This window comes from Paractinoplanes ovalisporus, assembly GCF_016834655.1.
In the GTDB taxonomy this organism is placed as follows: Bacteria; Actinomycetota; Actinomycetes; order Mycobacteriales; family Micromonosporaceae; genus Actinoplanes; species Actinoplanes ovalisporus.
In genome coordinates this window covers 114,810-128,944 of sequence record NZ_JAENHP010000028.1, presented here as the reverse complement: position 1 = coordinate 128,944, position 14,135 = coordinate 114,810, and the positions used below count along the sequence as shown (strand labels likewise).

General features: G+C 69.8%; 7 protein-coding genes. 2 read left to right on the top strand and 5 right to left on the bottom strand.

All coding sequences use genetic code 11. The annotated features are described in order from the left end of the window. Window positions 1-236: 236 nt before the first annotated feature. Genes JIG36_RS45670 through JIG36_RS45660 form a run of 3 tightly spaced genes read right to left on the bottom strand, consistent with a single transcriptional unit; the run spans window position 237 to window position 4,047 of the window. Window positions 237-1,772, bottom strand: coding sequence for a GGDEF domain-containing protein (locus JIG36_RS45670; protein WP_203383162.1), 1,536 nt, complete (start codon window positions 1,770-1,772; stop codon window positions 237-239). 59 nt (window positions 1,773-1,831) lie between these two features. Continuing rightward, window positions 1,832-2,515 carry a response regulator gene (locus JIG36_RS45665; RefSeq protein ID WP_203383161.1) on the bottom strand — a complete coding sequence of 228 codons (684 nt, stop codon included), beginning with the start codon at window positions 2,513-2,515 and terminating at the stop codon, window positions 1,832-1,834. Beyond that, window positions 2,512-4,047 carry a sensor histidine kinase gene (locus tag JIG36_RS45660; protein ID WP_203383160.1) on the bottom strand — a complete coding sequence of 512 codons (1,536 nt, stop codon included), beginning with the start codon at window positions 4,045-4,047 and terminating at the stop codon, window positions 2,512-2,514. Before JIG36_RS45660 ends, JIG36_RS45665 begins: the two co-directional genes overlap by 4 nt. Before the next feature lie 86 nt (window positions 4,048-4,133). Between JIG36_RS45660 and JIG36_RS45655 the strand changes: the two genes are divergently transcribed. After that, complete coding sequence (locus JIG36_RS45655) at window positions 4,134-5,513, top strand: cation:dicarboxylate symporter family transporter (protein ID WP_203383159.1); 1,380 nt, start codon at window positions 4,134-4,136, stop codon at window positions 5,511-5,513. 225 nt (window positions 5,514-5,738) lie between these two features. Then, window positions 5,739-7,628 carry a serine/threonine-protein kinase gene (locus JIG36_RS45650; RefSeq protein WP_307873179.1) on the top strand — a complete coding sequence of 630 codons (1,890 nt, stop codon included), beginning with the start codon at window positions 5,739-5,741 and terminating at the stop codon, window positions 7,626-7,628. A 144-nt stretch (window positions 7,629-7,772) separates the two neighbouring features. Here JIG36_RS45650 and JIG36_RS45645 read toward each other — a convergent pair whose 3' ends face one another. Further along, window positions 7,773-10,034 carry a glycosyltransferase gene (locus JIG36_RS45645; RefSeq protein WP_236049623.1) on the bottom strand — a complete coding sequence of 754 codons (2,262 nt, stop codon included), beginning with the start codon at window positions 10,032-10,034 and terminating at the stop codon, window positions 7,773-7,775. Next, window positions 10,031-14,128 (bottom strand): NB-ARC domain-containing protein, encoded by a 4,098-nt coding sequence (locus JIG36_RS45640; RefSeq protein WP_203383157.1) that lies wholly within the window; start codon window positions 14,126-14,128, stop codon window positions 10,031-10,033. The genes JIG36_RS45645 and JIG36_RS45640 overlap by 4 nt, the downstream gene beginning before the upstream one ends. Between the last annotated feature and the right edge of the window lie 7 nt (window positions 14,129-14,135).

The following is a 14,135-nucleotide window of genomic DNA, read 5'->3' as shown; positions in this document are numbered from 1 at the left end:
GAGGTGGGGTGGTTGTGGTGGCGGGGCGACGGGTGGCTGTGGTGGCGCGCTGAGGCCGGGCGGTCGTGGTGGCGAGACGACGGCTGGCCGTGGTGGCGCGACGAGGTCGGGTGGTTGTGGTGGCGGGACGACGGCTGGCCGTGGTGGCGCGATGAGGTCAGGCGGCCAGAGGGGAGCTGGCGGTCTGGTGGCGCGATGAGGTGGAGTGGCCGTGGTGGCGAAATGAGGGCCAGAAGTCAGGCCGCCACGGACTGGGGGCCGGCCGGCACCACCTCGACCCCGTCGCCGCCGCGGCGTTTGGCTCGGTACATGGCGGCGTCGGCCTGGTCGACCACGGCCGGCAACGACGACGCGGGACCGCCGGCCACCCCGATGCTCAGTGTGGCCGGGCAGTCCGGAATTGCCCGCACGGCCCGGACCATCCGCTGCGCCACCTCGCGGGCCAGCGCGTTGCCGACACCGGGCAGCAGCACGGCGAACTCGTCCCCGCCGAGCCGGGCCACGACGTCGTCCGCCCGTACGAGGGAACTCAGCTCCTGCGCGATCGCCCGCAGCGCCGCATCGCCCGCGGCGTGACCGGACGTGTCGTTGATCTGCTTGAACTTGTCGGTGTCGATCACCAGCACCGTCGCCCAGTTGTCGGCTCCGGTCTGGAAACGCCGCACCGCCGAGTCGAACGCGCGGCGGTTCGCCACGCCGGTGAGCGGATCGATCCACGCCGCCACCCGCAGCTGTTCCAGCGACCGCATGGTTTCGACCGAGTTCAGCGTGCGCAGGCGCTGCTGCCACAGCGCCGCCGCAAGCTTTTCCCCGTACGCGAGCCCGGCCGCGGCCGCCGCCGACCCCTGCCGCGCCAGCAGCACCGCATGGGTGTGGTGGTGGGCGGCCGTCAGCACCACGCCCGTGTCGGCCGGCAACGTCGCGATGGCCCGTTCGATCACGGCCAGCGCCGCCTCGGGGAGTCCCGTCCGGCGCAGCGCCACGGCGTGGAACGGCCCGGCGAACGCGAGCAGCAACGGGCTCAACCCCCGGGCCTGCAACCGCTCCAGGAAGTGTGTGATCTCGGTGGCGGCCGACACCGGATCGTGCCGGTCGGCCTTGGCGCTGGCCGCCGCCAGCAGCGCGTACTCCCGCCACACCTCGGCGTCGGGCCCGTCCGACTCCTCGGCCGCCCGTTTCCCGAAGGCCTCGGCCTCGGCCGTGTGGCTCTCGGCGGCCGCGCCCTGACCGACCTGGTAGAGCTCCAGCGCCCACACCAGATGCAGCTCGGCCAGGTTGATCAGCCACATCGCGCGGTTCCCGTTGGCCGGCCCGGGGGCCGAGCTCAGCGCGTACGCGGCCTCGTAGTGGGGTCCGACCAGCTCGTAGAGCCGCAGCTCGAAGAAGGCGATGGCGATCGCGACCCGGGCGTTCACGGCGGCCACCGGTTCCGTCTCGGCGAGCACCTCGGTCTCGGCCGTGACCAGGTCACGCAGCGCGCCGTCGAGATCGTAGTCGGCGGTGTGCGCCTCACCGACCCGCGACCTGGTTCCGGCGCGGGTGGCGAGCGCGGCCGCCCGCCATCCGGGGGAGGGGTCGGACGCCAGCATGCGGTCGACCGCGTCCTCGAAGGCCGGCATGTCGCCCAGCACGTTGAACGCGAGGACCCGTACGAAATGCACCGCGGCGTGGTCGCCGTCGGCCAGCAAGACGTCGGCGCGGGCCAGAGCCTCCTCGGCCTGACCGGCCTGCGCCTGCTCGAACAGCCGAGCGGCCTCGTGCGTGGGGTCCATCGCGCCCTCCTGCCCGTGTCATCGGCCGGGAAGGCGCGAACTGCAGAGGAACGGCGAGGCTAAACGCGCCGGTACTCGACCTCGGGACGTCCGGGACCGCCGTACCGGGGGCTGCGCGCGACCTGCCCGGTCTCGGCGAGATGTTCCAGGTAGCGCCGGGCCGTCACCCGCGAGGCGCCCATCCGCGCCGCGACCTCGGCCGCCGACAGCCCAGCCGGTCCGGTCTCGGCCCGCAGCACCCCGAGAATCAGATCGAGGGTGCCCTGATCCAGTCCCTTGGGCAATGAATCGGGCGACGTCCCGCGCAGCGCCGCGAACGCCCGGTCGATCTCGTGCTGCGCGGCCACCTGTTCGACGCCGAGCATCTGCTGACGGTAACGGGCGTACCCGAGCAGCTTCTCGCGGAAGGTGGCGAACGTGAACGGCTTGAGCAGGTAGTGCGTGACCCCCAGCGACACCGCCGAGCGCACCACCGCCAGGTCACGGGCCGAGGTCACGACCAGCACGTCGGTGCCGATGCCGGAGGCGCGCAGGGCCCGGGTCAGCTCGAGGCCGTTCATGTCGGGCAGGTTGAGGTCGAGCAGCACCAGGTCGACCGGCGTCGAGCGCAGCGTCGCCATCGCCCGTTGCGCGGTGTGCGCCACGGCCGCCACTTCAAAACCTTCGACCCTTCCCGCGTACGCAGCATGGGCCTCGGCCAGAAGCGGTTCGTCCTCGACGACGAGGACCCGGATGGCGCTCATGCCGCGACCGGAAGCCGTACGGCTATGACCGCACCCCCACCCGGCCCCGCGGACACGTCGATGCTCCCGCCGTGCCGGTCGGCCACCTGCTTGACCAGGGCCAGCCCCAGCCCGCGGCCCTGCTCCTTGGTCGACCAGCCGCGGCGAAACGCCCCCTCGGGCAGGCCGGGCCCGGTGTCACCCACCCGCACCAGCACCTCCCCGTCCGACTCGACCACCAGCACCGTCACCTCCCGCGGCGGCCCGGTGCCGGCCACCGCCTCGAGCGCGTTGTCGACCAGGTTGCCCACCACCGTGATCAGGTCGCGGCTGGGCACGGTGGTGCTGTCGTCGAGCCGCGACGCCTCGTCGATCACGAGCTGGACGCCGCGCTCGGCCGCCTGGGCCGACTTGCCCAGCAGCAGCGCGGCCAGCGCGGGCTCGCGCACCGCGCCCACGACCTGGTCGGTGAGCTGCTGCGCCACGGCGAGTTCGGCGGTGGCCAGTTGCAGTGCCTCCTCGGTGCGGCCGAGCTCGACCATGGTCAGAACGGTGTGCAGCCGGTTCGCGGCCTCGTGCGCCTGCGACCGCAGCGCCTCGGTGAGACCGCGTACGGAATCCAGCTCGCCGGTGAGCGTACGCAGCTCGGTGTGGTCGCGCAGCGTCAGGACCGTACCCACCGTCTGGCCCTCGGACCGGATCACCCGCTGGTTCGCGACCAGCACCCGGTCACCGGCCAGGACCGGCTCGTCGGCGACCGGTGTCTTCGAGGCCAGCAGGTCGCCGATCTCGGGCGGCATGTCGAGGGAGTCGTCGGTGAGGCCGAGCAGCCGGCGGCCCTCGTCGTTGACCAGCGTCACCCGGCCCGTGCGGTCGGCTACGACCAGGCCTTCGCGCACCGAGTGGAGGACCGCGTCGTGGTACTCGTACATCCGGGTCATCTCGGCCGGTCCGAGTCCGTGGGTCTGGCGGCGCAGGCGACGGCTGAGCAGCCACGAACCCGCGGCCGCGATCAGCAGCGCCAATGCGGTGGGGACGGCTACCGCCGGCGTACGGGAAAGCACTTTTCGGTTGAGCGCCTTGGTCGTGATGCCGACCGACACGAGCGCGATCACCCGGCCGTCGCGCTCGACCGGGACCACCGTGCGCACCGATTCGCCCAGCGTGCCGACGCTCGTCTCGATCACCGTGCCGCCCCGGAGCGCGCCGTCGATCGTCCCGATGAAGGGTTTGCCGATCAGCGCGGCGGTGGTGTGGGTGAAACGCGTGCGGTCCGGGGCCATCACGACGATGAAGTTGGTGCCCGTGGCGAGGCGTACGCTTTCCGTGTACGGCTGGAGGACCGCCGACGGGTTCGGGTCGTCCACCGCATCGATGACCGTGGGGGAGTGGGCCACCGCCTGGGCGATGCCGACCACGTTGTCGATGGCCGCCTGCTCGGTGTCGTCGCGCAGCAGCAGCACCGCGCCCGCTGTGCCGATCGCCACCAGCACGGTCACCACCAGCACCTGGAGGACGAACAGCTGGCGCGCGATGCTCCAGCGTCTTGTCATCGGCATGTTTCCGGTCCGGTTCTCCGCAGTAAACAGAATGAACGCAAGGTCGCGTTCAAGGTGAGACGCACGACACAGTCTGCGTCATGGAGACCCAGAGCCCCACCCCGCGCGTCCGGCGGGACAGAACGCACTACCTCTACCTGGCGGTGATCGTCGCGGTCCTGGCCGGCATCGCCGTCGGCCTGGCGGCTCCGGACGTCGCCAAGGAACTCAAGCCCATCGGCACCGGATTCGTAAACCTGATCAAGATGATGATCGCCCCGGTCATCTTCTGCACCATTGTTCTCGGCGTCGGCTCGATCCGGCAGGCGGCCAAGGTCGGCCGCGTCGGTGGCCTCGCCCTCGGCTACTTCCTCATCATGTCGACCGCGGCCCTGGCCATCGGCCTGGTCGTCGGCAACATCATCCACCCCGGTTCGGGCCTGCATCTGGACGCCGCGGCGGCCGCCGCCGGTCAGAAGGCCGTGGGCGACACCGCCGACGAGGGCCTGGCCGACTTCGTGCTCGGCATCATTCCCAACAGCCTGGTCTCCTCGCTGACCGACGGCGAGGTTCTCGAGACCCTGCTGGTGGCGCTGCTGGTCGGCTTCGCGGTGCAGGGCATGGGCCGTCGCGGCGAGCCGGTGCTGCGGGCGATCACCGTCATCCAGCGGCTCGTCTTCAAGATCCTGGCCATGATCATGTGGCTGGCCCCGATCGGCGCGTTCGGCGCCATCGCGGCGGTGGTCGGCGAGACCGGCGTCGACGCGCTCAAGAGCCTGGCCCAGATCATGATCGCCTTCTATATCACCTGCGCGATCTTCGTCTTCGTCATCCTCGGCGCGATCCTCTGGCTGTTCACCCGGCTCAACCTGTTCTCGCTGCTCAAGTATCTGGCCCGGGAGTTCCTGCTGATCCTGTCGACCTCGTCGTCGGAGTCGGCGCTGCCCCGGCTGATCGCCAAGATGGAACACCTCGGCGTCAGCAAGCCGGTGGTCGGCATCACCGTCCCGACCGGCTACAGCTTCAACCTCGACGGCACGGCGATCTACCTGACGATGGCGTCGCTGTTCATCGCCGAAGCATTGGACCAGCCGCTCTCCATCGGCGAACAGATCTCGCTGCTCGTCTTCATGATCATCGCCTCCAAGGGTGCGGCCGGCATCACCGGCGCCGGCCTGGCCACCCTGGCCGGCGGCCTGCAGAGCCACCGCCCCGAGCTGGTCGACGGCGTCGGCCTGATCGTCGGCATCGACCGCTTCATGTCCGAGGCGCGGGCCCTGACCAACTTCGCCGGCAACGCGGTCGCGACCGTCCTCATCGGCACCTGGACCGGCGAGATCGACCGGGAGCAGACGCAGGCCGTGCTGGCCGGCGAGCGCCCGTTCGACGAGGCCACGATGCTCGACGAGGCCGACGACGACGTTCCCGCACCGCAGGACCCTGGAGCCACCCCCGAACCGGCGCCGGCCGCGAAAGCCTGACCCAGCGGGCCTCCATCCGGTGCCACCTCGGCGGCCCGGCCTTCCACGTCCCCCCGCGGAAGGCCGGGCCGCTCCATGCGCATGACGTCCTGGCGTGGCTGTGCCGGGCCGCCCAGGGAGATGCTGAACCTACGCCATGGGTATGACAAGAATCGGCGTTGTCCACAATTCGGGGCTGTCCACAGACCTCCGGGGGTGCTTTCCGGGCCCGAGTAGCATGATCGGGTGCTTGCCCCCGGAGCCATGCTCAGCGACCGCTACCGCCTGACCCAACGCCTCGCCGCCGGCGGCATGGGTGAGGTCTGGCGTGGCGAAGACGTCATGCTGCACCGCCAGGTCGCGATCAAGGTGATGCTCCCGGCCCTGCGCAACGACCCCCAGTTCGTCACCCGGTTCCGCACCGAGGCGCGCATGATGGCCGCGCTGCGCCACCCGGGCATCGTGCAGGTCTACGACTACGGCGAGACCACCCAGGGTGACTACCTGGTGATGGAGTTCGTCGAGGGCATCCCGCTGTCCAAGCGCCTCGAGCAGGCCGGCCGGCTCGGCCCGGGCGAGACCATGGCCATCGTCGCCCAGGTGGCCGACGCGCTGCAGGTCGCGCACGAGGCGGGCATCGTGCACCGTGACGTCAAGCCGGCCAACCTTCTCGTACGGCCCGGCGGCGCGATCGTGCTGGTCGACTTCGGTGTCGCCCGTTCCCAGCAGGCGAACGGCCTGACCGGCACCAACGTCGTGCTCGGCTCGGCCAACTACATGGCGCCCGAGCAGGCCGAGGGCAAACCGATCGGGCCGGGCACTGACGTGTACGCGCTCGGTGCCGTCGCCTACTGCTGCCTCACCGGGCGCCCGCCCTACGTCGGCGACAACCCGCTGCAGGTCATGACCCAATTGGTGTACGGCGACCTGCCCACCCTGCCGCCCGACGTGCCCCCGCCGGTGGCCGCCATCGTGATGCGGTCGCTGGCCAAGGAGCCGCAGCAGCGGTTCGCCAGCGCCGCCGACATGGCCGCGGCCGCCCGCAATCCGGGCCGGCCGGGCACGGGCTCGATGTCCCGGCCGCTCACGCCGCCGCAGACCCGCGCCTTCCGCCAGCCGGGCGGCGCCACATCAGGCGGTTTCGCAGGCGGCGCGATGCCGGGCGGCCCAGGCGGCACGATGTCGGGCGGGCCAGGCGGCGCGACTTCGGGCGGTTACGGGAACACGGGCGGGCGCGGCGCCCAGCCCAGCGGCCCGGGCCACACGGCGGCCGGCTTCCCGAGCGCGGGCCGCGCCCAGGTCGGCGGGCCACGCAACCCCGGTCAGACCTCGGGACGCATGCCGATCCCGCAAAGTGCCCAGGCCGGCGGTTTCCAGGCGGGCCGGGCCCAGGCCGTCCCCCGGACGCCCCAGACCGGCTTCCACACGTCGGTGTCCGCTTCCGGCGCCGCCGCGGTCCCGCGACCGGGCGCGTCGGGCGGGATGGGCGGCGGCACCGGTTCCGGTCCGCGCGCCGGAGAAGGCAACAGCTCCGGCAAGAAACGGAACTGGCTGCTCATCGCTGCCGTGGTCGCTGTCGTGATGGGCGTAGGCGGCGTCGCCGTGGCCATGATCCCGACCAATGACGACCCGGGGGTCACCAACGGTGCCGGCCTCAGCGGCGACGACACGATCGCCGGCGGTGACGAGACCACCGAGCCCACCACCAAGCCCACCAAAACGCGTACGAAGGCTCCCAAACCGACCTCCACCACCGAGGCCCCGGCCGACCCGACCGGCGAGGCCTCGCCGACCGAGACCCAGGTCAAGGCGCCCGACTCGAAACAGGTCTGCGGCGACGGCTTCAAGGTCGTCGAGCAGAAGGCGCTGCGCAACGACGCCAACGTGGCCAAGGGCCGCGTGGTGCTGCTCCACAACGACGACAACGACCAGAGCTGCGTCGTCACGGTCCGGCTCACCAGCAACGGCCGCAACGTGCCGATGACGGCGTTCCTCGAATACGAGGGCCAGAGCCGGGTCAACGACGGCGGCGACTACGACCAGTTCGCCAAGGTGACCGCCGACGGCGCCGACGCGTGCCTCAAGTGGGGCGGTTCGATCAACGAGCTGACCTACGAGGGCGAGCAGTGCGACTGAGCTGACACCGTCGGCAGCGGCGTCGTGGCCGTGACGGGCCTGCTGTTCGGCTGGGCCACCACCGTACGCAGCCCGCTCCAGACGCCCGCGAGCGCCTGGTGACGGCAATGTCCAACCACCTTTCCCGTACGGCCTGAGGTCGCTCTAAAAACCGACCTCGGTCAGCAACGCTACGGACGCCTTGGCCCAGCTCAGGTTGTCGGCCAGCTCGCGTCGCAGCTCCTCGGCCCGGGTGAAGGCGGACTGCTGGTCAGCGAGGACGTGTTCGATCGACCGCGCCCAGGTCTCGGTGTCCTTCACCGGCTCGCCGAACATGGGAACGACCCAGTGCGCTGCGCGCTCGCCGCCCAGCAGTGCCTTCAGCAGCTCGCCGAGGCCGCTCTTCTCCGAGATCAGGACCGGTGTGCCCGCGACGATGGCCTCGAGGCCGACCAGACCGAAACCCTCGGCTCGCGACGGCATGATGAACAGACTTGATCTCTGGAGGTCTTCGGCAAGGAGCTCACTGTCGGGCGTGTAGTTCCGCGGCACCACCGAGAGACGCAGGTTGGCGGCCCAGTCCTTCAGCATGGCCAGGGTCTTGTCGGCGGCACCGACCGGAACTCCGCGCACGACCAGTTCGATCTCACGCAGGCCGCGCTCATGCCGCCACCCAGCGACCAGCCCGCACGCGCCGGCCGCGATGTCGAGGCCCTTGAGTGACGAGTCCTCCATGCGGCCCGTCGTCAGCACGGTCATCGGCGTTCCGGCTGGTGGCCGGCGAACGCGTGGATCGGTCAGATCGAACCCGGGGTCGAAGCGGATCGGCTCGTGGTCGTCATGGTCGGACAGGTAGTTCTGGTATCGGCCGTGCAACCGGGGGCCGACCGCCACCACACGCTCCGCGCTGCGGCCGAGCTTCAGTTCGATGCGAGTCCGGGCCTCCGCGGTCTCGGCGACGTCGTCTGTCCGGTCGAGCTTGTGGAATTCGATCTCGTCCGGCGCCATGTGGACGAAATGCAGTCGCCGTGAACCGGGGAAGTGGTCCTCCGCCTGGACCAGGGCGGCCGATCCGGTCACCCGGCCGTGCCCGATGACCAGGCTCGGCGTCACTCCTTCGGGCAATTCGGGGCGCCGGAGAAGGCTGTTCAGCTCGGGGGCGCCCTCGACCGCCGGGCGGCGGAGCAGGTGGACGCCGGCCTTCTTCGCCTCGGAGACCTCGTCGTCGGTCGCGGCGAGAACCATGCAGTAGACCTCGACCTGCTGCGCGGCCAGGCCGAGGCACAGGTGGCGGTTCAGTGTGCTGAGCCCGCCGTGACGGGACTTCCACTCGGTGGCCACCACCAGGGCCACCCGCGGCTCGTCGGGGGTGGCCTCAAGGGCCAGGTCGGGCGGGAGCGCCGGTGAGTCCGTCAGGAAGGCCGCGAATCCGTCGCTGAAGAGGTGGAAGCCTCCATCGGCCGGCTCGACGACGCCCAGGTTGGACAGCTTCCGAATTTCCAGACGGTGCGGCGAATCGGCGACCTGCTGCACTACGTCGAGCAGGGCCGCCCTTCCACGGTCGGGGGATTCGGCTTCGATGTCGTCCAGCAGGCGCTCGAAGTACTCGTGGAAGCTCAGTGTTTCGGCGTCGTAGGAGGCCACGACGTCAACGACGCCGGTCTCCAGGTAGTCGTCGACGATGCGGCTGCACAGCGTGTGGAGCAGGTAGGGCTGTCGGCCGGTCAGCCGGATGATCTCGTCGGACACGGCCGAGAGATCGACAACGGGCAGCGACCGAGCGATCAGACGCCGGGCCTCGTCGGGCGTGAACGTGCCGACATAGCACTTCTCGCCGAGGACGCCGTCGAGCCGCGACCCACCCGCGGCATCGGTCTCGATGTCGATGACGGGCCGACGGGACACGGTGATCAGGCCCACCGGGTAGTCCGGTTCGCTGGCCAGCGACCGGAGGAGTTGGAAGGCGGCCAGCCGAACCAGCACCAGCGGCGCCCGATCGAACTCCTCGAAGACCAGGAGCGCGAAGCGCCCGTGCCGGCCGACCTCCTTGAACAGGGACGAGACCGCGTTCTCGAGGTCGTACCACTCCCGCGCCGCGCCCACCCGCTCCACCAACGGGACCAGATCGGGGACGTCGGTCAACTGCTCAGCCAATTGGCTCGCAACCGCGTGGAAGACCTCGAAGACCGACGCGTAGCCGATGACGCTGACCTGGACCACCGCGAGGTCCGATCGGTCCATCAGGCTCAGCCCATGCCGGATCAGGCTCGTCTTGCCGGCCCGGCGGTAGCCGATGACGCTGAGATTTCCCGGGCGTCCGGTTCCCTGCCACACCTCGGTGACCTTGCGCGTCAGGGCCGAGCGGCCGACGAAGTTGTCGCCGACGACCGGCATCCCGCGATCACGGAACGGGTTACGAGGCATCATGTCCTCTCGAAGGATTCTGCGTATCGCCGCAGCCACAGCGCATAGAGTCCGACCGTCACGCGGTACATGCCGGATTCCCGGCGGACGACGTCCCGGGAGACCAGATCGTTCAGAAGGGCCTCCGGGACCTTCCCGCCGTACGCCAGTTCGACCTCGGACAGTGGAGCGGAGGACCGGCCGGAGGCGGTGTCCACCGCGGTGACCAGACGATGAGCGGGAGCGTTGTCGCCCGGTGCTTCGAGATTGTCGAAGTCGGCGGCGGTCAGCCTGGCCAGCAGGTCGTCGACGACGCGGGCGACGTCAGCCTCGGTGACCACACCGGCGCGTTCGACGTTCATGTAACTCACCATGGCCGAGCAGAGCCGTTGAATGTAGAAAGGGTTGCCTCCGGTGAGGCGAATGATCTCGCTGACGGCCAGTCCGTGATAGCGGCTCCCACCATCCGGCAGTGGGACGGGCTTCTCGATCAGCGCCTGAGCGTCCTTCTCTGCGAGGTATGTGACGCGTTCCAGCCCGAAGACACCGAACGTGTTCGGATCCGTCTTGACGAGCTGTTCCATCTCGGACTGCCCGACCAGGACGAGGTGGAAGAGGCGGCGCTCGACGATGGCCTTGAACGCCTTCAGGAGCGAGGCCGGGATCAGCCCCCGCCGGATCCACTCCTCCAGGTACTGGAACTCGTCGATCATGACGATCCACGGGCGGCGGCCCGGCCGGCTCCGGCGGTGCTCCTCGACCACCCGACCAAAGTCCTGCACCGGATCTGGGCTGGCGATCAGGGTCTGCCGGTCGAAGCCGGGCGGGATGATCCCGGCGTCGGCCTGCTCGGCGTTGTCCAGGATCCGCCACAGCAGCGCTCCGAGCAGGTTCCGGTCGGTCCTGGTGTCCTCCTGCGGTGCAAGTTCACCCAGATTCCCGACGTCCACCACCGGAAGGGCGTCCTCCTCCGCCAGACGGCGGCGCAGATGGATGCGGATCGATGACTTCCCCGTGCGTTTCTCTCCGAAGATGGCGATTCCCGCGCCCGGTGACCTTGCCGTCCGCAGGCGCTCCCTGATCCGCGTGACCATGTCATCCCGTCCGTAGAACATGTGGGGATTGTCCACCGGGCGACCTAGGGCGCCGTCGGTGAACGGGTTTGGTGCGATGGGGTCGAACGCGTGGTCGACCGGCAGGGACAGCCGGAACCGCAGGATCTGGGGTTCGACGTCGACGGGCGCCCGATGGGTGAGAGCGACGTCGAGATCAACGGTCTGGGGCAGGGCTTCGCCGTCGGAGACCTCCAGTTCGACGATCACTGTTTCGGAATCGCCACCGTGCAACGGGCCGCTGAGGTCGGCGATCTCGGCCGAGGCGGTGAAGATGCCGGGTACCGGGGTGATGGTCATGGACGCCGCTTCGAGCGGCGCTTCGTCCTCGGCGTTGCTGACGCGGACCTGAACCGAGATCACGTTGTCCCGTATGCGCGCAGAGGTAAGAGCGGCCGTGATCTCGGGCTTGGGCGGGTGTGCGGCGATCAGCTCGTCGCGAAGTTCCCGCGCGACCCTCTCGATGCACACGGCTGCCGGGTGGGCCACCACCACGCCGAGCTCGGTCGGCGCGCTGCGAATCTCGGCCGCGACGGCCTCCGCCAGTCGTACAGCCTTACGCAGGGCCGCGTCGCGCTCGGTGAACCGGCGTACGGTCGACGCCGCTCGGAGCGCGCGGACCGCCTCGGTGAGACCGGGCAGATCCGCCGCTGCGGGGGCACCCGCTCGATGGTCCATAAGGCGATCCTCGGCCTCCTGAAGGGACGCCGCTTCACCGTCCAGATATGCGAGCGTACGCAGCTGGAAGAACAGCTTCCGGCGATCTCGGCGCCACCTTTCGATGACCGCGGACCAGCGCTCGTAGTCGTCCTCCGGGTTGCCTCGCCCGCGGCCCAGATAGCGGGTGGCGACCGGCGCGAGATCCGGGTCGTTCACCACGACCCCGATGACGATTCGTGCCGCGGCCCGGCTGACCGCGAGGAGAGGAATGAGTTGCTCGAGCCCGCCCGGCCCGGTCTGGGACACGTGGGATCGCACCGCGGGCCCGACCGCGGCCGAATCGGGTCCTAGGTAGGCCAGAACGGCGGCGCTGATCTCGTCCTCACTGGGATCTCCGCCGTGAATCTCGTGAAGGGCGACCAGCGAAAGATCCCGCGCGGACTCGGCGCTCTCGGGACGCGTTTGCAGGGCCAGGGCAATCAGGGCGGCGAAACGGCTCCGGCGCTCATCGAACGTCCTGCGGGCTCTCGCGTGCCGTTCTGCCGCGTCGAAGTGCGCTCGCGCGGCCGACCGGAGCCTGGTCAGGTCGCCGGCCCGGGCCCAGCGCAGCAGGACGGCGACGTCCTCGGCCTCGGCCGCGTTCACGGGCCCGGTCGCCGTCTCGGCTTGCGTCTGCTGGACGAAGCTGTAGAACGTTGTGGGCCGGCCGGCCGAGGTGGCCTGGCCGAGCGAGTACTGAGCCTCGTCGAACGACTGCATCAGCGCCTTGGCTCTAGGCGTGCCGACCCGCCTCAGGTCCGAGATGGGCGCGTTCGTGCCGGCCTGCTCGAGCCGGACCTCCAGCCAACGGATGTCGGTCGCCAAGATCTCCGCCTCCGGAAGACGGCCCGCGGAGATCAGGTGCTCAACCAGGTTGTCTTTCAGGTAGATGGCGCCCGCCGGCAGATTCCACCAGGGTGTGACCGGCTTCGTGTCGTCGTCGGTGGGGCGGGGGAAGTAGTTGCGCGCGATCGCCTGGAGGAAAACTTCGTGCAGCTCTCGTAGTTCTCCCACTCCTAGCTGGTGGCGGAGGTAGTCGCGAACGACGTCGTGCACCGCGATCTCGCCACCGTGCTCGGTGGCTGTCAAGGTGATGAGAGAAAGTCCCGCCAAGCGGCTGCAGAGCAGGCGAATTTCCGTCGCGTCAAGTCCACCCGTGACCTCCCAGAGCTTGGCGGCCAACCCGACCTCGATCGACGTGTCTTCAGCGAAGATCGCCAATTCGGCGAATCGTCGCCGTTCGGTAGTGCTGAGAAGCCCGGTGCTGGCCTCGATCGTGGCGACGACGGCGTTCTGGCGTTGGTCGGGGTCGTTGAGATCCAACTGTCCGGACGTGGCGCCGGTCATGCTGTCGACCTGCAACGCGCCACCGTGCCGGAGACGTGCCAGCAACTGCTCGGCCGCGGCGGCGACATCCGTGTCGAATCTGTACTGGTCGAGAAGGATCTTGTTGACCAGCCGCAGGAGCAACGGCCAGTGACCCGTCTCCTGGATCAGAGCCTCGACCGTGGCGGAGGGGAGTTCGGGGAGATCGCCGGTCAGGAGAACACGTGCCTGTGCCGTCGACATCTGATCAACCCGGACGGTCAAGCTCGAAGACGCGACCAGCGAGGCGGTTCGGGTCGTTACCAGGCGCACGCACTGCCCCGCGACAGGGAACGCCGCCAGCTGTTCCTCGAACCAGATGTCGTCCAGAACGATCAGCCTCGGCGGTCCTTCAGCCAGCACGGCCGCGAGGTGGTCTGCCGCCTGACGGACGTCGGTGAACGGGTAGGCCTTCGACGGGGCGATCTGCCGGACGAGGTCGTTCACCTTCTCCACAAGCGCGTCGCTCAGCACATCGCGGCCCAGCGTGACCCAGTAGATGCGGCGGTCGAACCGGCGGAGCACGCGGCGGTCCGACCTGACCATGCGGGCCAGCGTCGTCTTGCCGAACCCGCCCGCTCCGTGTAGGGCCGTGGTGACGCCAACAGTGGAGGTGCCGCGTCGACGGCGTAAAGCCCGCACCACCGCGTCCACCTCGGTCGGGCGATCCACCACCCAGGACTCGCGCATCTGAGCAGCGGGCACGGTGGAGTCGAGTTCCTCCTCGTAGCGGCGCTGCCAGCTCCAATTCATCAGCGCTACGACGATCACCATGGCCGTCGATATGGCGAGGAGCAGAACGGGATGTGCCCGGACAAATTCGGGCAGCCATAGCGGCGACTCCGAGCCGGTTGCGATGTTGACCGCCACAGCCGCAACGGCGGACGCAAGGACGGTAAGCACGGTTGCGACGACCAAACCGGCCCTCAGCCTGCGCCGCATGATCGGA